The sequence below is a fragment of the Albidovulum inexpectatum genome (assembly GCF_002927635.1).
Taxonomy (GTDB): Bacteria; Pseudomonadota; Alphaproteobacteria; order Rhodobacterales; family Rhodobacteraceae; genus Albidovulum; species Albidovulum inexpectatum.
In genome coordinates this window covers 142378-162038 of the sequence record NZ_PRDS01000005.1, presented here as the reverse complement: position 1 = coordinate 162038, position 19661 = coordinate 142378, and the positions used below count along the sequence as shown (strand labels likewise).

Below are 19661 nucleotides of genomic sequence, written 5' to 3'. Positions count from 1 at the left end.
ACGACTGATGCCGAATGGAACAAGACCCAAGCCGGTCGACCCCGCGCGCCTTGCCGCATCGGCGCTTCAGTCGTTCGACGGCCCGCTTGTGCTGGCGCAGTTCGAGACAGTCGGACTGACCACGGTTCTGGGCGAATACGGCCGAAACGGGCGCGTGAGGACTTATGCCACGCCGGACGAAAGGACGCTTGCCTTCAACGATGGCATCGTGGTTTCAAGCCGCGGTCTTGGGAATGATCTGATGTCCTCGGATATCGGCGAAACCGCGCGAATTGTGCGGTCTCGTCAGTCTGGCAAGAGCAACCGAAAATACCGCTTTCTTGACGGCGAGGGGATCGAACGCCCCTTACCCATGTCGTGCCGAATCTTGCCTGCCGGCAGCGAGACACTGGAAGCGGGCGGGCAGCGGGTGAATGTCACCCGCGTTCAAGAAACCTGCCAGACGGCGGGCGGGGGCCTGACGATCACCAACAGTTATTGGGTAACGGGCAACGGCGCGATGCTGGCCTCTCGGCAGTGGATCGGGCCGGCCCTTGGCTATGTCACGATTCAGGTCCTCAGACCCTGAGGACATTGGCATGATCGCCGGAACTCACCGAAAAAAATAGCCGGGCCACGGGCCCGGCTATGAAATTCCATGTCACCGATCAGATCAGTCGTTGGTGCCCGACGACGAATCCGAAGCGGCCGCCGCAATGGCCAGAACCAGCAGAGCCGGGATCAGCAGGCCCATGTTCGACGAAGGCGCATCTTCGATGACGATCGGCTCGGCTTCAACCATCGGCTCGGCCATGCCGCCGGCAAACGCGGCACCAGCGGTCAGCGTCAGGACCGAAGCAAGGGTAACAATCTTTTTCATGTCCACTCTCCATTTTGAGACATCGCCGCCCTAAGGACGGCGGCCGATTGGGATATCAACACACTTCGCGCGAGAAATGAAGAGGCAAGATCGGCTCGCTTGAACAGTCGCAGATCTGTGCCCAAAACGCCACTCCTTCTTACCCAGCGAAGCTTTGTGAAACGTAGAAGCGCCCACAATGTTCCGCCCTGGGGTCCAGAGCGGCCCCAGATCCGACCCGGCTGACCTTGCGGTCCAGGATGTTTCGCCGATGTGCGGGCGAATCCATCCAAAGCCGGACGATGGTACGCGCAAGGCTGGCATAGCTGTGTGGTGGAACGGGTTTGCCACGGCTGATCTCGAAATGGCAGGCACCGGAATTGACGATCCGGAAACGTGTCCCGTCGATCCGATATCGCGCCAGATAGCCGATGTTTTCCGACCCCGCGCGAAACTTCACGCGGGACGCCTTCAGCCGCGACACGGCGGTGGATTGGCCCGGCACCGTCGAACGGTGCGACAGCTTTCGCGCGCGCGCCATCCATTCGGCATGTTTCCGCGCCACCCTGGCCAGGCCCTTTTCGCCGGCCAGTGCGGGCAGCCCCGCACGGCAACGGTGATAGTTGACCTCGGCCCGGATCGCCGCGTCAATCAATCCGGCATCGATGCGCCCGTTGGCGGCGACGACCTGATCGGCCCCCTGCGGCATCGCACGCGAACATGCCGCCGCCATGCCCGACATGGCCACGATCAGTGCCGCGACTGCAAGCATCAGTCGGGCGCCGCGCGCGGCTTCGATATGCTGGATCATCGATCTCATCCCCAAGTCGTGCCTTCTTGCGACATTTGCCCCCCAACTTGGGCAACACGATGGCGCAAACCGGCCGGCAAACGGTCTGACATTGACACCCGGCCCGAGTTCGGTCCATTCCGTGGCGGCCCTGAGCAGGAGTGGACCATGAAAATCGCGATGATCGGCACCGGCTATGTCGGGCTCGTTACCGGCGTCTGCCTGTCGGACTTTGGACACGAGGTTGTCTGCGTCGACAAGGACCCCGCCAAGATCGACAAGCTTGCGCGCGGAGAAGTGCCGATCTACGAGCCCGGGTTGGACGTGCTGATGGCGCGCAATGTCGCCGCCGGGCGTCTCAGCTTCACCCGCGATCTGCAATCCGCCGTGGACGGGGCTGACGCCGTGTTCATCGCGGTGGGCACGCCCTCGCGGCGCGGCGACGGGCATGCGGACCTGACCTATGTGATGCAGGCGGCCGAGGATATTGCCCATGCCCTGACGGGCTATGCCGTCGTGGTGACCAAATCCACCGTGCCCGTCGGCACGAATGCGGTCGTCCGCGAGGTGATCGCGCGTGCCAACCCCAATGCCGATTTCGATGTGGCATCGAATCCCGAATTCCTGCGCGAAGGCGCCGCGATCGACGATTTCATGCGTCCCGACCGGGTCGTGGTCGGCGTGACCTCGGATCGCGCGCGCAAGATCATGGGCGAAATCTATCGCCCGCTGTTCCTGCGTGACTTTCCCATCCTTTATACCGACCTCGAGACAGCCGAGCTGATCAAGTATGCGGCAAACGCTTTCCTGGCGACAAAGATCACCTTCATCAACGAAATCGCCCAGCTTTGCGAAAGGGTCGGCGCGGATGTGAAACAGGTCGCCAAGGGGATCGGCCTGGACGGCCGCATCGGCCCCAAGTTCCTGCATGCCGGTCCGGGCTTCGGCGGTTCCTGCTTCCCCAAGGACACGCGGGCCCTGGCGCGGATCGGGCAGGATCATGCCAGCCCGCTGCAGATCGTCGAAACGGTGATCAAGGTCAATGACGAGGTCAAGCGCCGCATGGTCGACAAGATCATGGATCTGTGCGACGGCTCGGTGAACGGCAAGACGATCGCGGTCCTTGGCGTGACCTTCAAGCCCAATACCGATGACATGCGTGAAGCCCCGTCGCTGACGATCGTTCCCGCGCTGGTGGGCAACGGCGCTCGCGTGCGCGTCGTCGATCCGCAGGGGCGGCGCGAAGGCGAGGCCCTGCTGCCCGGCGTGACCTGGATGGAGGATGCCTATCAGGCCGCCCGGGACGCCGATGCCGTCGTCATCCTGACCGAGTGGAACGAGTTCCGCGCACTGGACCTGCCCCGTCTTGCCGGGGTCATGCGCAAGGCGCGCATGGCCGATCTGCGCAATGTCTATGCGCCCCAGGCCGTGCGCGAGGCGGGCTTCGAGGCCTATACCGGCGTGGGTCGCGGCGCCTAGCGGTACCGCGCCAGCGGCAAGGTCAGGGCAAAGATCGTCGCGGCCACGACCACGATCGACGGTCCGGCGGGCGTGTCCAGTCGCAGTGACGCGATCAGCCCGCCGACCACCGACAGGCTGCCAATCAAGACCGCCCACAGGGCCATTGCCTCGGGACTGCGCGCCAACGAACGCGCCGCGGCAGCCGGGATGACCAGCATCGCGCCGGTCATCAACGCGCCCACGATCTTCAACGCGACCGCAACCGTCAACGCGACCGCAACCGTCAGGACAAGCTGCTGCCGCCGCGGGGAAAAGCCCGCGGCCTGCGACAGCTCATCGCTCAACGTGGCTGTCAGCAGCGCCCCCCAACGCCAGGCCAGCAGCCCCAGAACCGCGCCAGAACCGGCCCAGATCGTCGCCACGTCGCGGGCATTGACGGTCAGGACGTCACCGAACAGCCAGACGGAAAGATCCGAACGCACCGAGGGCAGGAACGACACCGCCACCAGGCCCAGCGCAAGGGCCGAATGGGCAAGCACGCCAAGCACGGTATCGGCCGCCCGGCCGCGCCCGGTCAGCGCGGACACGGCAAGCGCCATGGCCAGCGCGACGATCGCGGTGCCAAGGGCAATCGGCATTTCGGTCGCAAGCGCCAGCGCAACGCCCAGAATGGCCGCATGTGCGGTGGCGTCCCCCGTATAGGCCATGCGCCGCCAGATGACGAAGGCCCCCAGCGGCCCCGCGGCCAGCATGAGCCCGACGCCGGCCAGTGCCGCGCGCAAGATGAAATCGTCAGGCATCCTCATGCTCCCGCGCATGATCGTGATTGTGGGCATGGGCCTCGCCATCGTGGTCGTGGTCATGCAGATGCCGGTACAGCGCCAGCGTTCCGCCGGTCCCCAGCCCGAACAGGGCCCTGTATTCCGGCGCAGCCGACACGACATGCGGCGCGCCCTGACAACAGACATGACCGTTCAGGCAGATCACCCGGTCCGAAGCGCTCATCACCACATGCAGGTCATGGCTGACCATCAGCACGGCCGCGCCGGTCTCGGCGCGCAATTCCTCGATCAGGCGATAGAAGGCGGCGGTTCCGGGCTGGTCCAGCCCCTGGGTAGGCTCGTCCAGGATGAAGATGTCGGGCTGCGAAAGAAGCGCGCGTGCCAACAGGACCCTTTGCAATTGTCCGCCCGACAGGCCCGAAAGCTGGCGCTGGGCGACGTCCGGAACGCCCGTCCTGGTCAGGGCGACGCGGGCGGCTTCGTCGCTGACACGCTGGGGCAGCGACAGAAATCGACGCACGGTCATCGGCAGCGTCGCATCGACATGCAGCCGTTGCGGCACATAGCCGATTCTCAGGCCCGGCTTGCGCCAGAGCGTGCCTGCGGACAATGGCTCAAGCCCGATCAGGGCGCGGACCAGCGTGGACTTGCCCGATCCGTTCGGGCCGACGATGGTCACGATCTCGCCCTGCGCAATGGCAAGATCGACATCGCGCAGGACGGTTGCGTTGCCCCGGCGAACCGACAGGCCATGGGTTTCGATCAGCATCATTCCTCTCTGTCGGCACAGGCGGGACACAGGCCAAGGGCCTCGACATTTGCGCGCTCGACCTCGAAGCCGATCGCATCCGCGGCCGCGTCGATGCGATCGCGCAGTTCGGGCGTGGAAGATTCGGCAACGGATTGGCAGGCGCGGCAGATGAAGAATACGGGATTGTGGGTCTGGCCCGGCGCCATGCAGGCCGCAAAGGCGTTCAACCGCCGGATCCGGTGGGCCAGACCGTGTTCGACCAGAAAATCCAGCGCGCGATAGGCCACCGGCGGCTGATGGCCGAACCCGTCTTGCGCCAGACGCTCCAATACCTCATAGGCTCCCATCGCGCGGTGTGATTCCAGCAGGATTTCCAGCGTCCTGCGGCGCACGGGTGTCAGACGAACGCCGCGCGCCTCGCTCAGCTTCTCGGCACGGTCGAGAATCCGATGCGCGCAATCGGAATGGTCATGCTTGGCAAAGGCCACGGCTGGGTTGGGCTGATCGGCAGGCATTGCTGGCAGGACCTTATCCCTTGACTTGTTACGATATAACATACATGACGCTCGAATGCTTGACAACCTGCCGGAGGGTCCGATGAAACGCACGCTTGCCCTGTGCCTTTACCTGCTGACGGCCTGGCCCAGCCTTGGCCAGACGCCCGAGGTGGTGACCGACATTCCCGTCGTGCATTCCCTGACCTCGGCCGTGATGGGGGAACTGGGTCGGCCTCGGCTTCTGGTCGATCAGGGGGCCGATCCGCACCACATGCAGCTGCGCCCTTCGCAAGTCAGCGTTCTGAATGGCGCGTCTCTGATCCTGTGGGTCGGCCCCGAGCTGGAACCATGGCTGGAGCGCGCCCTTGCCGACCGCAAGGGCAGGACCGTGGCGCTTCTTCACCAGCCTGGCGTCACCCTGCGCGAATATGGGGACCCAAAGGACGATTCCGCGACGGGCGATAACTATGACGACCACGACCACGACCACGACCACGACCACGACCACGACCACGACCACGACCACGACCACGACCATCATGCCGAAGCGGCTGACCATCAAGAGCCCCATCGCCATGAAGGTATCGATCCCCATGCATGGCTGGACCCGGACAATGCCGCCCTGTGGGTCGGGGTGATTGCAGACGCGCTGGCGCAGATCGATCCGGCAAATGCGGTCACCTATCGCGCGAACGCCACGCTGACCCAGGCGCGGCTGCGCGCCCTGGACGAATCCCTGCGCGCGACTCTGGCTCCGGCACGCGACGTGCCTTTGGCGTTTGCGCATGATGCCTATGGGTATTTTGCCGACCAGTATGACCTGAAGATTGTCGCCACGCTTGCCGAAGGGGACGCAACGACGCCGGGCGCGGGGCATCTTTCGCAACTGCGCGCGATGATCGAAGCAGGCGAGATCGGCTGCATTCTCCCGGAAGCCGGACGTGACGATCGCGCGATCCGTCTTCTTGCCGATGGCACGGGCTTGCGCATCGGCGCCCCGGTCGATCCCGCCGGGCGTAGGATTGAACCGGGCCCGATGCTGTATGAGACGATGATGCGTTCGCTGGCGCAGGCCATCGCCGATTGCGCCAGCGGATCCTAGGCGTCGGCGGGCTGGCGCGGACGGTCGGGCAGAACAAAACCCGCTTCCTCCATCAGCCGGTCCGAGGCCTCTTCGATCATCGGCTCGATCCGGGCCATGAATTCCTCGACGGGCAGGCCGGCGGGAATGCGCGGCAGAAATTCCACAACGGCAAGACCGGGCTTGCGAAGGATCCCGTGACGTGGCCAGAACACGCCGACATTGGTCGCGGCTGGCACGCAATCCTGCCCAAGCTGGGAATAGAGAATGCCCACACCTACCTTGTAGGGCCTGCGCGCGCCGGCGGCGACGCGGGTACCCTGCGGATAGATGATCAGCTGCCCGGGCAGCTCGCGGCCCGCCTTGACCTCGGCCAGCATGCGCCGGATTGCCTGGCCGCGCTTGCCGCGATCAACGGGGACACAGCCGATCTTTCTGGCGTACCACCCGACGATGGGCGCCCATAGAAGTTCTTTCTTCATGATGAATTTCGGGCGCGGGACGGCCGAGACGATCAGGATGATGTCAAAGAAGCTCTGATGCTTGGCCGCGATCAGAACCTCATCCGTGGGCACTTCGCCCCGGATCTCGGAACGCAGCCCCACGATGGCGGCGGCCGACCAGCGCACCCAGTTGCAATAGGCGTGAACGGCGTCATAGGCCGCCTCGCGCCGAAACATCACGCGCGGCGTCCAGTACAGCGCGTAGATCGCCATCATCAGGTACATCTGGACGATGAAAATCATCGACAGGATATATTGCAGGATCAATCTCATTGCACTTCCCTCAGGGCGCCCCGAGCCGCGGCGCGGGTTGCTGCAAAGGCCACGATAGCGGCAACGACCGGAATCACCAGCGGCAGCAGCCATTCCGCGCCACGAAAACCCAGCCCGGACAGGAAACCCGCACCTTCTTGCGCGGGGCCGGGCAGAAGCGCGATGGCAGACATGCCGACCAGAGTACCCACAAGCGCGCCCGTGCCTGCCCGGTGGGTGAAGCGTCGCACGAAGGCGCGCGCAATATAGGCATCACGCGCCCCCACCAGGCGCAGCACCTCGATGACCTGCCGGTTGGCCGCAAGTGCCGCGCGCGCGGCAAGGGTCACCATGGCCGCCATCGCCGCCACGATCAGCCCAAGCGACACCATGCCCAACGCACGGATGCGCCCCGCGGCAAGGACCAATGGGCGGCGCCAGCGGGCATGATCGTCAAGTTCGGCGCCCGGAACCTCGGCCGACAGGCGCAGGCGCAGGGATTCGGCGTCAAAGCCAGCATCCGTTTCGCGGATCTCGATCAGCCGCGGCAAGGGCAGGTCCTCCAGCGGCAGCTCGGCCCCAAGCCAGGGCGCCAGAAGTTGCGAGATCTCTTGCTGATCCAGCGCGCGCGCCTCGGCAATGCCGGGGGTCTGCGCGAGAATCCGCAGCACCGAGTCCACGGCCTGATCCGCCTGGTCGGGCGCGACCGTCACGCGCACCGTGGCGCTGTGGGCAAGGCTGTCGGCCCAGCGATCGGCCAGGCGATCGGTCGCCAATGCCACGGACAGGGCGAAAACCGCAAGGAACGCCATTGCGCCGGCGGCCAGAACCGTCGGCCAGACCGTGGCGCCGCTGGGCGGAACGATGCGATTGGCCGGTCCGCGCCCGGCAATCACCGCGATGACATGATCGAAAACCCGTGTCACAGATCAGCCCCCGCCAGTTCGACCCGTCGGTTCGCAATACGCAGGACGCGCGCGGAAACCTGCGTCTTTGCGGCGCGGATCAGGTTCAGGTCATGCGTTGCAATCAGGATGGTCTTGCCCATCCGGTTCAGCTCGACCAGCAAGGTCAGCAGCCGCAGCGACATGTCCCAGTCCAGATTGCCCGTCGGCTCATCGGCAATCAGTATTTCGGGCGCCGTGATGACCGCGCGTGCCAGCGCGGCACGCTGACGTTCGCCCCCCGACAATTCTGCCGGCAGCGCCCCGGCGCGACGCGACAGCCCGACCCACGCCAGCAGCTCGCCCAGCTCGGCCGGGTCGATATGCCGCCCGGACACTGTCACAGGCAATGCGACGTTTTCGTCGATCGTCAAGTGGTCCAGAAAGCGGCAATCCTGGTGCACCACGCCGACACGCCGACGCAGCAGGGCCACGGCGTCGCGGTCCATCTGCGCGGTCTCCTGACCAAACACCGATACGCTGCCCTGTTGCGGCACCAGATCCCGATAACAAAGCTTCAACAGGGTTGTCTTGCCTGCGCCCGATGGGCCGGTCAGGAAATGAAAGCTTCCCGGAGCGATGCGGACCGAGACGCCATGCAGCAAAGGTGACCCCCCATATCCGTGGGTAACGTCGGAAAAGGCGATCACGCTGCGATCGTCGGGACTGCGTGGCGAATTCATCATTGTCTGGGCCCGTTTTCCGGCGAAATGTCGTCGCGTCTTGGAGCGCGCCGATTTGCTTGCTACTACTTGGGCAAGACTTGGGCAAACGGGTCATCCCCGATCGCCCTTGGCGCGAAAAGATTGAAACCAGACGGGTATCTCATGCGGTTGACCTGCCCAAGCTGCGGCGCGCAGTACGAAGTCGACGACAGCGTCATCCCCGAGAGCGGCAGGGATGTCCAGTGTTCCAATTGTGGCCATGCGTGGTTCCAGATGCCCGCGAAGCGCCCATCGGTCGGGCACGCTGCCGAAAAGACATCAGAAGAAGCACCCGGATTGGCAGAGCCGCCCCGGCCCGAAGCGCGCGCCATGGCGCCGGACGAGCCGACGCCGCCTGAATCCGCGTCAACACAGGCTTCGGCGACGACACCCCGCGCGCATGATGCGGACATCGATGACGCCGAGGATGAGCCGGCCGACGAAGATGCCATGCCCGCGCCGCCGCCGCGCAAGATCGACGAATCGGTGCTCAGCGTCCTGCGGGAGGAAGCCGAGCGCGAACGCCGAGCGCGGGAGGCCGAGCGCGGCGGCATCGAAACCCAGACCGACCTCGGCCTGACGGCGGCAGCACCGGCGCGCAGCGCATCGACCGATGGCGCCCAGCCCGCGGCGACAGGATCCGAGCAAGCCGCCGAAACACCCGAGTCCGGCAAAGGGACGGGCAACAAGGTTGCCCTGCCCGATATCGAAGAAATCAAGTCCACCCTGCGGGCAAGTTCCGAACGCGGTGACGAACCGGCCGCGATGGACGCGCCCGAGGCCGTCGCCCAGCGGGATCGGCGCGGCTTCCGGCTGGGGTTCAGTCTGGCCCTGCTGCTGGCCGTCTGCCTGGTCGCGGTCTATCTCTTCGCTCCACAACTGGCGGAACGTTTTCCAGCCTTGAAGTCCGGCCTTGCGACCTATGCACAGGGCGTCGATGGTGCCCGCATGTGGCTGGATGCGCGCATGCAGGATCTGACCACCGCGCTGCAAGGGGATTAAGGGCCCGACCGGCGCATCCGCACGACCGGCCTAGAACCGGTCGAGCAAGCGCCTGAGATAGTCCAGCTCGATCTGCGGCCGCGTCATCTCGCCCGAGCGGCGGCGGATCTCGTCCAGAAGATCCTGAGCACGGCGGTAGACATCCTGCCCTTGCAGCATGTCCCGTTCCGTGCCGATCCGACCGCCCTGGCCGACCGTCCGACCCAGCGGATCGCGCTGGACCTGGCGTGTCCCGGCCTCACCCTGCTGATCGCCGTTGCCGGGCTGACCTTCGCGATTCTGCGCAAGCGCCTCGTTCAGGCCGCGCAGACCCTCTCGAAGATTTTCGATTGCCTCGGCCTGCCGTTCGATGGCGCCCGGCAGATCGCCGTCGCGAAGGGCGCCTTCGGCACCCTCCATCGCGCGGCCAGCGTCCTCGAGCGCGCGGCGTGCGCGTTCCCGCGCCTCGGCATCATTTCCGGGCAATCCCTGTCGCAGCTGGCCTTCGAGCATCTCGCGCAGGGCACGCTGGCGGGCTGCAAGATCCCGACCGCTTTCACCGGGCTGACGACCTGCCTGCCCCTCGCCCTGTCGGGGCTCGGCCCCCTGTCCCTGCTGACCGGGCTGGTCGCTCCCCTGCCCCTGCCCGCCCTGTCCCTGCTGTCCCTGGCCGGGCTGATCCTGGCCGCCGTTCTGACCGGGTTGAGGCTGTCCCGGACCGGGATTGCCGGGTTGAGACTGACCGGGCATCGGCTGGCCAGGTTGCTGACCGAACTGGCGCTGCAATTCGCCGAACGCCTCATCCGACAGGCGCTGCTGATCGCGCAATGTCTCGCGCAGACCTTCCATCGCCTCGCCGCCGGGCATGGGCTGGCCTTCGCCGCTCTGCCCCTCGGTGACGCGCAGGTTTTCCATCATTCGCTGGAACTGTTCCAGAAGCTCCTGCGCCTCGGCCATGCGGCCTTCTTCCATCAGGCGCTGGATTTCGTCCATCATCTGCTGGATCTGGTCACCGGTGATCTGCTGGCCGTTATCGGCCTGCTGCTGGCCCGGCTCGTCGGGGCCACGCCGTTCCATGTTCTTGGCCAGACGCCGGATATATTCGTCGGTCGCTTCCCGCAGCTCCTGCATCAGCCGTTCGATCTCTTCGGGCGACGCACCCCTGCGGATCGCCTCGGCCAGGCGGTCCTGCGCCTGTCGCATCCGCTCCAGAGCATCGGACAGGCCGCCATCCTCGATCAAAAGCGCAATTTCCCACAGCGCCTCGGCAATTTCGTCGCGCATCGCATCCGACAAAGGCCCCTGGGCCAGTGCACCGTCCAGCCGCCGCATCGCCACGCGGATCATCAGATAGGCGCGCTCGTTGCGCAAAAGTCCTTCAGGCCGGTGCGTGATTGCCCGCAGGATTTGCGAGACGCGCCGCGCATTGTCCCGCGTCCACAACAGGTCGCGCCGCATTTCGATCAGCGCCGCCGCGACCGGGTCAAAAAAGGTCCGCCCCGGCAGAATCACCAGTTGCGGAGCGCTCTGGCCGGTCTGCCCCCTGCCGTCGGTCACCTCAAGAACCATCCGGACGGGAAGATTGGCAAAGGGGTGCTTCGATGCGTCCTCGACCAGTGCCTCCTCGATCCGGGCACGATCGCCCGTGATCGGCAGCGGCAGATCGAAGACCAGTGCGGGGCGCGCTTCGGGTCCGGCCGCAAGCCCATGGCGACGATCGACACGGTCGAGATCGAGCTCGATCACGGCCCGGCCTGCCACGATCTCGTGGTCATCCTGCGCCGTGAATGGCTGCACGAACCGGCCATCGGCCTCCTTGCCGATCGGCCCTGAAACCGAGATTTCGGGCGGCAGGTCAGGCAGCACCTCGATCTGCCAGCCGCGTCCGCCGGATCCCGTGACCCGCAGATCGCCACTGCGCACGGCCTCGAATTCCACCGAGACCGGCCCGGATGCGTCCGAATCCCCAACCGGCCTATCCGTGTCCGTGGCGCTGGTCAGGGGGCCCCCGGCGATGGTCTGCTCGATCCCGATATCGCCGGGCTCGCCGTAAATTCGAAACAGAATCCGCGTCCCCTCGGGCAGGGTCAGCGCGGTGTCCTCGACTTCGTTCAGGTAAACCGCCGGCAATCGCGTATAGGTCGGGGGCTCGGCCCAGCCCTCCCATGACGGGCCGCTGGCCTCGGCCCGGCCCGCGCGCAGGGATTCGGCGGGCAGATCGGCCACGCGTTCGGGCGCGCCAAACAGCAGGGCCATCGCGGCCGCCGTCAGCGCCACAAGGCGCAGCGCGAACGGATCCTGCGCGGCAAGACGGATGCGCGGGGGCGAGGGTCTCAACCCATTCAGACGATCGGCCATGCGGCGCAGATGCGCGCGCCAGACCGCCGCGCTGGACGGGTCGGACCGGCCGACGGCAAGCTGGTCGGACAGGGCCAAGATCGGCCTGTCCGGAAATTGGGCGTCAAGCCGCGCCATTGCCTCGTCCCGTGTCGGCAGGCGAAAGCGGCGCAGGCCAAGCCCGATGGCCAGGACCAGCCCGATGCCAAACGCCGCCAGAACGGCCAGCCCGACGCCTTGCGACAGATGATCGGTCAGACCGAATGCCAGGACGGATATCGCAAGCAAGAGGATCGAGCCCGCGGGCCAGAACGCATGAGCCGCGCTCTCGACGGTCATGGCCGCCCGCGTGATCCGCAAGGGGCGTTCAAGCCGGCGCAGCGGCTCGTCCCGGGGATGTTGCGTGCCCTTCACGGCAAAGCCGGTCCTTTCGTGCCCGTGCGACTCACTGGCTGCGTCGGAGGGACAAGTCGCGCCTCAGGATTGCAGCCACGGGGCGATGCTATCGCGATTAATCATCTCGTCATAGCTTGGACGGCGCCGGATGACGGCGAATTGATCCCCATTCACCAGCACCTCGGGCACCAGGGGCCGGGCATTGTATTCCGAAGCCATCACCGCACCATAGGCCCCGGCCGAGCGGAACGCGACCATGTCGCCCGGTCCAAGGGCGGGCAGCGGATACTGCCGCGCGAATGTGTCACCTGTCTCGCAGACCGGCCCCACGACGTCGTAAAGACGTTGTTCCATGCCGGGCACGGCCTCCTGCACGGGCACGATCTCGTGGCGCGCGCCATACAGCGTCGGCCGCATCAGGTCGTTCATCGCGGCGTCGAGAATCAGGAAGTCCCGCTCTTCGCCCGACTTCACGTAGATCACGCTGGACACCAGCAGGCCCGCATTGCCGGCGATCAGACGGCCCGGCTCGATCTCGATCTCGCAGCCCAGATCGCCGACCGTGCGCTTGACGACCTCGCCATATTCCGTCGGCAGGGGCGGGGCCGAATTGGACCGCTCATAGGGAATTCCCAGCCCCCCGCCCAAATCCAGCCGCCGAATGTCATGCCCCTGCGAACGCAGGGCTCGGGTCAGCTCGGCAACCTTGAGATAGGCTTGCTCGAACGGCTCGAGCTCCGTGAGCTGCGAGCCGATATGGACGTCGATGCCCATGACCTCGATGCCCTTCATCGCGGCGGCCTGGGCATAGACCTCGACGGCGCGCGAGATCGGGATGCCGAACTTGTTTTCCTTGCGGCCGGTTGCGATCTTTTCATGCGTGCGTGCATCGACATCGGGATTGACGCGGATCGCAACCGGTGCCCGCAGACCAAGTGAACGGGCGACCTCGTCCAGCGCGGCCAGTTCCGGTTCGCTCTCGACATTGAACTGGCGAATGCCGCCGGTCAGGGCCGTGCGCATTTCCTCGCGCGTCTTGCCGACGCCGGAAAAGACGATCCTGTCGCCCGGAACGCCCGCCGCGCGGGCCTTCAGATACTCGCCGACCGAAACCACATCCGCCCCGGCGCCAAGATTGGCCAGCGTGCGAACGACCGACAGGTTGCCGCAGGCCTTCATGGCAAAGCAGATCACATGAGGCAGCGGCGACAGCGCTTCCTCGAACAGGCGGTAGTGGCGCGTGAGGGTCGCGGTCGAATAGACGTAAAAGGGCGTGCCGACCGCGGCCGCGATCTCGGACAGCGGCACGTCCTCGGCATGCAGCATGCCGTCGCGATACAGAAAATGGTCCATCCCCCTGCCCCTGCTACCCGTTGCGCTGTGGCAGGTTTAGACCAACGCCTCGTCCGGGGAAAGCGGGCGCGTGAGGACAGGCCCAGCCGTCGCCACCGGCCCGGCGCCCGGTGGCGGCACGGGCGGGCCGTCGGCGCCGCATGCCGCAAGCACGAATGGCAGGGTCAAGGCAAGGATCGCGCGGATCATCTGGTCACCGTCAGGCCGATACCAAGGATCGAGGTCGAGACCGAAGGCGCCACGCGCGGGCCGTCAGGCGTGACGCGGACATGGGCATGGGCGCGCGGCTGGGAACAGGACGCCAGAAACAGCAACACCAACGCCGCAACCGTTGCCTTCATTCCAACCTCTCGCGCCATTCTGCGATGCGGGCGCGCACCTGATCGGGGGCCGTGCCCCCATAGCTTTGCCGCGAGGCAACCGAATTGTGGACGCCCAGAACGTCATAGACATCCTGCGTGATGCCCGGATGGACCGAGCGCATGTCCTCGAGGCTCAGATCCGGCAGGTCGCAGCCCCGCGCCTCGGCCATGGCCACGAGACGGCCGGTGACGTGATGCGCCTCGCGGAAGGGCAGGCCCAGCGCCCGGACCAGCCAGTCGGCCAGATCCGTCGCCGTGGAGAACCCCGCGGCGGCAGCCCGTTCCAGGTTCTCGCGGTTGGCCGTCATGTCGCGCACCATGCCTTCCATCGCCGCCAGTGCCAGCATCAGGTTGTCGGCGGCGTCAAAGACCTGTTCCTTGTCTTCCTGCATGTCCTTGGAATAGGCCAGCGGCAGCCCCTTCATGACCATCATCAGCGCGACATTGGCGCCGAAGATACGCCCGATCTTGGCGCGGATCAGCTCGGCCGCATCGGGGTTCTTCTTCTGGGGCATGATGCTGGACCCGGTCGAGAACCTGTCCGACAGCGTGACAAAGCGGAACTGGGCCGAGGACCAGATCACCAGCTCCTCGGCCAGGCGCGAAAGATGCATCGCGCAGATCGAGGCGGCGGCCAGGAATTCCAGCGCAAAGTCGCGATCGCTGACCGCGTCCAGGGAATTGGCCATCGGCCGGTCGAAGCCCAGCTCGCCCGCCGTCATGCGCCGATCGATCGGGAACGACGTGCCCGCCAGCGCGGCCGCCCCCAGGGGACATTCGTTCATCCGCGCGCGTGCGTCACGGAACCGGCCGACATCGCGGCCGAACATCTCGACATAGGCCATCATGTGATGGCCCCAGGTCACCGGCTGTGCCGTCTGCAGGTGGGTAAAGCCCGGCATGACCCAGTCAGCCCCGGCCTCGGCCTGGTCCAGAAGCGCGCGCTGCAGCGCGACCAGACCCGAGATCGCGGCATCGATCTGGTCGCGCACCCACAGGCGGAAGTCCGTCGCGACCTGATCGTTGCGCGACCGCGCCGTGTGCAACCGCCCGGCCGGTTCGCCGATCAGCTCCTTCAGGCGGGCCTCGACATTCATGTGAATGTCTTCCAGAGCGGTCGAGAAGGCGAACTTGCCCGCCTCGATCTCTGACAAGACCGTGAGCAGCCCTTCCCTGATCGCCTCGGCATCCGTATCAGAGATGATGCCCTGCGCGGCCAGCATCGCCGCATGGGCTCGCGAGCCCTGGATGTCCTGGGCGTAGAGTCGACGGTCGAAGCCGATCGAGGCATTGATAGCCTCCATGATGGCGTCTGGTCCGGAGGCGAAACGTCCGCCCCACATGGCATTCTGGGTCTTTTCGGTCATGGCTATCCGGAGGCCTTCATGCGCTGGTTCATCTCTGTCGTCCTGTACACGGCCCTTGTCCTTGGTGCAAACGCCCAAGGGGCAGATCCCGCTGCCATCGCCCAGTTGCGCGAAGGTTCGATGCGCAAGCTGACCCTCGCAGAATCGCCCCAACCGGTGCCGCAGGTGGCCTTTACCGATGCGCAGGGCCGGGAACTTCACCTTGGCGACTGGTCCGGCAAGCATGTGCTTGTGAATTTCTGGGCCACCTGGTGCGCGCCCTGCCGCAAGGAACTGCCCGCGCTGGATGCGCTGAACCGGGACCTGGGGGGCGAAACCTTCGAGGTCGTGACCATCGCGGTTGGCCGCAATCCGCTGCCCGCGATCGAGCGGCTGTTCTCGGAACTGGGGGTCGAGCACCTGCCGGTCTACCTGGACACCCGAATGGAGCTTGCACGCGCAATGGGGGTTCTTGGCCTGCCCGTCACGGTGATCCTTGACCCGCAAGGCCGCGAGATTGCCCGCATGACGGGCGATGCGGAATGGGACAGCGACAGCGCCCGCGCCATCGTCGCCGCATTGACCGCCGACGCGGACTCCGCCGTTCAGGCGCCCGAGTGAGCCATGGACGCCACGCGGTCATGCGCGGGGCACGTCACCAGGTGGTCATTCACCATCCCCACCGCCTGCATGAAGGCATAGGTGATGACCGGCCCGCAAAACCGGAAGCCCGCGTCGCGAAGCTCTTTGGAAATGCGTTGGGAAAGCACGGTCTGGGCGGGCACGTCCTCGATTCGCGCGAAGCGGTTCTGGATCGGCCGACCATCCACGAATCGCCACAGAAAGTCGTCAAAGCCCTGTCGTTCGGACAGGCGCAGATAGGCGCGCGCATTTCCGATCGTGGCCTCGATCTTGGCCCGCGATCGCACGATACCCGCATCCCGAATCAGTCGGTCGATCTCGGGCTCGCCCCAGCCTGCGATCACTTCGGGGTCAAAGCCGCGGAATGCCGTACGAAAATTGTCGCGCTTGCGCAGGATGGTGATCCAGGACAGACCCGCCTGAAATCCGTCGAGGATCAGCTTTTCCCACAAGGCGCGCGGGTCCCGTTCCGGGACACCCCATTCGTGGTCGTGATAGGCCACATAGATCGGATCGGTCCCGCACCACGGGCAGCGTTCTGTCATTCGTTTCCCCACGACCCAAGCATGAAATCCGGCTGCCATTTACCTCTTATTAGGGACATCGCGCCACCCTGCAGGCATGATGATGGAGGACGGGATGCGAAATCGCGGGACCGGATGGACGATCAAGCCGGCAGATCCGGCGTTGGAAACCCCACTGAGCGCAGCGATCGACCTTCGCGATCGCCAGACACTTGACATGGTGCGCAAGGCCGTGGATCGGCGGGACGTCCTGCTGGCATACCAGCCCGTCGTGCTGGCCGATGATCCAACCCGTCCCGCCTTCTATGAAGGGCTGATCCGTCTTCTGGACGAAACCGGACGAATCATCCCGGCACAGGATTTCATGAACGCGATCGAGACGACCGAACTGGGCCGGGTGATCGATTGCCTGTCGCTCGAACTTGGGCTGCGCGCGTTGCGGCATGATCCGACGCTACGTCTTGCCATCAACATGTCGGCACGTTCGATCGCCTATCCGCGCTGGATGCAGACACTGCGCAAGGGGCTGCGCGCCGAAGCCACGATCGGCGAACGCCTGATTCTCGAGATCACCGAAAGCTCGGCCATGGTCATGCCCGACGCCGTCGTGGTCTTCATGTCCGAGCTGCAGGCCGAGGGGATTTCGTTTGCGCTGGATGATTTCGGGGCGGGATACACGTCGTTCCGCTATCTGCGGGAATTCTACTTTGACATCCTCAAGATCGACGGCCAGTTCATTCGCGGCATTGCGGACGATCCCGACAACCAGGTCCTGACTCAGGCGCTTTTGTCCATCGCGCGGCATTTCGACATGCTTGCGGTCGCCGAATCGGTCGAAAATGCGCGCGACGCCGCGTGGCTGGCCGCAGCCGGTGTCGATTGCCTGCAGGGCTACTATTGTGGCGCTCCTTCTGTCGCGCCTCCCTGGAAGCGCGGGGAAGAGCGCAAGCGCGCCTGATCGTCCGACTTGCCCTAGCGGCAGGGAATCGCGCAAGGGGCCGCCGTTTTCCTTGACCTGTGCGCAGCGATCGTCATGCTGCATGGCAGCGCGCTGGAAGACGCGCAGGCTGTCTTCCAGCGTTTAACGTCGCTTGAAAGACAGGAACATGCCATGACCAACGTCGTAATCGTCTCTGCCGCCAGAACCCCCGTCGGCAGCTTCAATGGCTCTTTTGCCAACACTCCGGCCCATGATCTGGGCGCCGCGGTTCTCGAGGCCGTCGTCGCGCGCGCGGGCATCGACAAGGCCGAGGTCAGCGAAACGATCCTGGGCCAGGTCCTGACCGCAGGTCAGGGTCAGAACCCGGCACGTCAGGCCCATATCAAGGCGGGCCTGCCAATGGAAAGCGCGGCCTGGTCGATCAACCAGGTTTGCGGATCAGGCCTTCGGTCGGTCGCGCTGGCAGCCCAGCATGTGCAGCTGGGCGATGCCGCCATCGTCTGTGCCGGCGGGCAGGAAAACATGTCCCTTGCGCCGCATGTCGCGCATCTGCGCGCAGGCCACAAGATGGGCGATGTACAGTTCATCGACTCGATGATCAAGGACGGCCTGTGGGACGCATTCAACGGCTATCACATGGGCAACACGGCCGAAAACGTCGCCCAGAAATGGCAGATCAGTCGCGAAATGCAGGACGAATTCGCGCTGAGCAGCCAGCAGAAGGCCGCCGCCGCGCAGGCCGCCGGCAAGTTCAAGGATGAAATCATTCCGATCACGATCAAGACCCGCAAGGGCGATATCGTCGTCGACGCGGACGAATATATCCGTCCGAACACGACACTCGAGGCCTTGCAGAAGCTTCGTCCGGCCTTCCAGAAGGATGGCACCGTCACCGCGGGCAATGCCAGCGGCATCAATGACGGCGCGGCTGCGGTTCTTGTCATGTCCGAAGAGGAAGCCGCCCGCCGTGGCCTCAAGCCTCTGGCCCGGATCGCCTCCTACGCGACGGCCGGGCTTGATCCCGCGATCATGGGCGTAGGCCCGATCCACGCCTCGCGCAAGGCGCTGGAGAAGGCGGGCTGGAAGGTAGAAGATCTCGATCTGATCGAGGCCAATGAAGCCTTCGCGGCACAGGCCTGCGCGGTAAACAAGGACATGGGCTGGGACCCGGCCAAGGTGAACGTGAATGGTGGCGCGATCGCGATCGGCCATCCGATCGGCGCGTCTGGCGCTCGGATCCTGAACACCCTGCTGTTCGAGATGCAGAGATCCGGCGCGAAGAAGGGTCTTGCCACCCTGTGCATCGGCGGCGGCATGGGCGTTGCGATGTGCCTGGAGCGCGCGTGATCCAATTCCATTCGGCGGCGCAGCGCAATAATGTTGTGTTGCGCTGCCAATCTAGGTAATACCATTTTAAACGAAACCATTTTTTGGGGGGAAGATGTCCAGAGTCGCTTTGGTAACCGGGGGAACGCGCGGGATTGGGGCTGCGATCTCCATCGCGCTCAAGAATGCAGGCTACAAGGTGGCGGCGAACTATGCGGGCAACGATGCCGCAGCCGAAGCCTTTACCAAGGAAACCGGCATCCCGACCTACAAGTGGTCAGTGGCCGATTACGACGCCTGTGTCGACGGCGTCCGGCGGGTCGAGACCGATCTGGGCCCGATCGACATTCTGGTGAACAACGCCGGCATCACGCGCGATGCGATGTTCCACAAGATGACGCCACAGCAGTGGAAAGAGGTGATCGACACCAACCTGACGGGCGTGTTCAACATGACCCATCCGGTCTGGCCCGGCATGCGCGAGCGCAAATTCGGCCGTGTGATCAACATCAGTTCGATCAATGGCCAAAAGGGCCAGGCCGGCCAGGCAAATTATTCGGCGGCAAAGGCCGGGGACCTGGGCTTCACCAAGGCCCTGGCCCAAGAAGGCGCGCGCGCCGGGATCACGGTGAACGCCATTTGCCCCGGCTATATCGCGACGGAAATGGTGAAGGCGATCGACGAAAAGGTGTTGAAGGAACGCATTCTGCCGCAGATTCCGGTTGGCCGCCTGGGCGAACCCGAGGAAATCGCGCGCTGCGTTGTCTTCCTCGCCTCGGACGATGCGGGCTTTATCACCGGGTCGACGATCTCCGCCAATGGCGGGCAGTACTTCGTCTGACACGGGCTTG

At 65.2% G+C, this 19661-nt stretch carries 21 protein-coding genes; 8 read left to right on the top strand and 13 right to left on the bottom strand.

The features are described 5' to 3' along the window. Nucleotides 1–7: 7 nt before the first annotated feature. Nucleotides 8–568, top strand: a complete 561-nt coding sequence (locus tag LV82_RS09430; protein WP_170063397.1) for a YjbF family lipoprotein — start codon at nt 8–10, stop codon at nt 566–568. A gap of 84 nt (nt 569–652) precedes the next feature. Here LV82_RS09430 and LV82_RS09425 read toward each other — a convergent pair whose 3' ends face one another. Together LV82_RS09425 and LV82_RS09420 are read right to left on the bottom strand one after the other, a co-directional pair. Beyond that, nucleotides 653–859: a hypothetical protein gene (locus LV82_RS09425; RefSeq protein WP_104071082.1), complete on the bottom strand. Its 207-nt coding sequence runs from the start codon at nt 857–859 to the stop codon at nt 653–655. Between the two features lie 139 nt (nt 860–998). Then, nucleotides 999–1649, bottom strand: coding sequence for a CAP domain-containing protein (locus tag LV82_RS09420; protein ID WP_170063396.1), 651 nt, complete (start codon nt 1647–1649; stop codon nt 999–1001). 147 nt (nt 1650–1796) lie between these two features. Here LV82_RS09420 and LV82_RS09415 point away from each other — a divergent pair, with 147 nt between their 5' ends. Beyond that, nucleotides 1797–3107 (top strand): UDP-glucose dehydrogenase family protein, encoded by a 1311-nt coding sequence (locus tag LV82_RS09415; RefSeq protein WP_104071077.1) that lies wholly within the window; start codon nt 1797–1799, stop codon nt 3105–3107. Here LV82_RS09415 and LV82_RS09410 read toward each other — a convergent pair. The 3 genes from LV82_RS09410 to LV82_RS09400 are packed head-to-tail and all read right to left on the bottom strand — an operon-like array spanning nt 3104 to nt 5137. Further along, complete coding sequence (locus LV82_RS09410; RefSeq protein WP_104071075.1) at nt 3104–3889, bottom strand: iron chelate uptake ABC transporter family permease subunit; 786 nt, start codon at nt 3887–3889, stop codon at nt 3104–3106. The two genes, LV82_RS09415 and LV82_RS09410, sit on opposite strands and share 4 nt — an antisense overlap. Beyond that, nucleotides 3882–4643 carry a metal ABC transporter ATP-binding protein gene (locus tag LV82_RS09405; RefSeq protein ID WP_104071074.1) on the bottom strand — a complete coding sequence of 254 codons (762 nt, stop codon included), beginning with the start codon at nt 4641–4643 and terminating at the stop codon, nt 3882–3884. The genes LV82_RS09410 and LV82_RS09405 overlap by 8 nt, the downstream gene beginning before the upstream one ends. Continuing rightward, complete coding sequence (locus LV82_RS09400) at nt 4640–5137, bottom strand: Fur family transcriptional regulator (RefSeq protein ID WP_104071072.1); 498 nt, start codon at nt 5135–5137, stop codon at nt 4640–4642. The genes LV82_RS09405 and LV82_RS09400 overlap by 4 nt, the downstream gene beginning before the upstream one ends. Nucleotides 5138–5219: 82 nt before the next feature. Between LV82_RS09400 and LV82_RS09395 the strand changes: the two genes are divergently transcribed. Further along, complete coding sequence (locus LV82_RS09395; RefSeq protein ID WP_104071276.1) at nt 5220–6221, top strand: zinc ABC transporter substrate-binding protein; 1002 nt, start codon at nt 5220–5222, stop codon at nt 6219–6221. Here LV82_RS09395 and LV82_RS09390 read toward each other — a convergent pair. From LV82_RS09390 to LV82_RS09380, 3 genes are read right to left on the bottom strand one after another with little or no spacing between them, the layout of a single operon-like run. Next, nucleotides 6218–6976 (bottom strand): lysophospholipid acyltransferase family protein, encoded by a 759-nt coding sequence (locus LV82_RS09390; RefSeq protein ID WP_104071071.1) that lies wholly within the window; start codon nt 6974–6976, stop codon nt 6218–6220. The two genes, LV82_RS09395 and LV82_RS09390, sit on opposite strands and share 4 nt — an antisense overlap. Then, nucleotides 6973–7881, bottom strand: coding sequence for a cell division protein FtsX (locus tag LV82_RS09385; RefSeq protein WP_245873129.1), 909 nt, complete (start codon nt 7879–7881; stop codon nt 6973–6975). Before LV82_RS09385 ends, LV82_RS09390 begins: the two co-directional genes overlap by 4 nt. Continuing rightward, nucleotides 7878–8549: a cell division ATP-binding protein FtsE gene (locus LV82_RS09380; protein WP_104071273.1), complete on the bottom strand. Its 672-nt coding sequence runs from the start codon at nt 8547–8549 to the stop codon at nt 7878–7880. The genes LV82_RS09385 and LV82_RS09380 overlap by 4 nt, the downstream gene beginning before the upstream one ends. A 177-nt stretch (nt 8550–8726) precedes the next feature. Between LV82_RS09380 and LV82_RS09375 the strand changes: the two genes are divergently transcribed. After that, nucleotides 8727–9605, top strand: a complete 879-nt coding sequence (locus LV82_RS09375) for a zinc-ribbon domain-containing protein (RefSeq protein WP_170063395.1) — start codon at nt 8727–8729, stop codon at nt 9603–9605. 30 nt (nt 9606–9635) lie between these two features. Here the strand turns inward: LV82_RS09375 and LV82_RS09370 are convergent, their stop codons facing one another. The 4 genes from LV82_RS09370 to argH all read right to left on the bottom strand — a co-directional run bounded on the left by LV82_RS09370 (nt 9636) and on the right by argH (nt 15399). Further along, nucleotides 9636–12335 (bottom strand): DUF4175 domain-containing protein, encoded by a 2700-nt coding sequence (locus tag LV82_RS09370; protein WP_342750184.1) that lies wholly within the window; start codon nt 12333–12335, stop codon nt 9636–9638. Between the two features lie 63 nt (nt 12336–12398). Beyond that, entirely contained in the window at nt 12399–13670 is a 1272-nt protein-coding gene (gene lysA / locus LV82_RS09365; protein ID WP_104071068.1) for a diaminopimelate decarboxylase, read from the bottom strand. A gap of 185 nt (nt 13671–13855) precedes the next feature. Beyond that, entirely contained in the window at nt 13856–14011 is a 156-nt protein-coding gene (locus LV82_RS14925) for a hypothetical protein (RefSeq protein WP_170063394.1), read from the bottom strand. Further along, nucleotides 14008–15399, bottom strand: coding sequence for an argininosuccinate lyase (argH, locus tag LV82_RS09355; RefSeq protein ID WP_104071065.1), 1392 nt, complete (start codon nt 15397–15399; stop codon nt 14008–14010). The genes LV82_RS14925 and argH overlap by 4 nt, the downstream gene beginning before the upstream one ends. Before the next feature lie 18 nt (nt 15400–15417). Here argH and LV82_RS09350 point away from each other — a divergent pair, with 18 nt between their 5' ends. Continuing rightward, the gene (locus LV82_RS09350; RefSeq protein WP_104071063.1) at nt 15418–15999 is read left to right on the top strand and encodes a TlpA family protein disulfide reductase; all 582 of its coding nucleotides are present in this window, start codon (nt 15418–15420) and stop codon (nt 15997–15999) included. Here LV82_RS09350 and LV82_RS09345 read toward each other — a convergent pair. Further along, a complete protein-coding gene (locus LV82_RS09345) occupies nt 15984–16565 on the bottom strand; it encodes a DNA-3-methyladenine glycosylase I (protein ID WP_104071061.1) in 582 nt (193 codons plus the stop codon). The genes LV82_RS09350 and LV82_RS09345 overlap by 16 nt on opposite strands. A 94-nt stretch (nt 16566–16659) precedes the next feature. On the opposite strand from LV82_RS09345, the gene LV82_RS09340 reads away from it, so the two are divergent. From LV82_RS09340 to phbB, 3 genes are all read left to right on the top strand, one after another. Next, entirely contained in the window at nt 16660–17502 is an 843-nt protein-coding gene (locus LV82_RS09340; protein WP_104071270.1) for an EAL domain-containing protein, read from the top strand. A 153-nt stretch (nt 17503–17655) separates the two neighbouring features. Then, nucleotides 17656–18831, top strand: coding sequence for an acetyl-CoA C-acetyltransferase (locus LV82_RS09335; RefSeq protein WP_104071268.1), 1176 nt, complete (start codon nt 17656–17658; stop codon nt 18829–18831). Between the two features lie 94 nt (nt 18832–18925). Continuing rightward, on the top strand, nt 18926–19651 hold the full coding sequence (phbB, locus tag LV82_RS09330) for a beta-ketoacyl-ACP reductase (protein ID WP_104071060.1): 726 nt from the start codon (nt 18926–18928) through the stop codon (nt 19649–19651). Nucleotides 19652–19661: the final 10 nt, after the last annotated feature.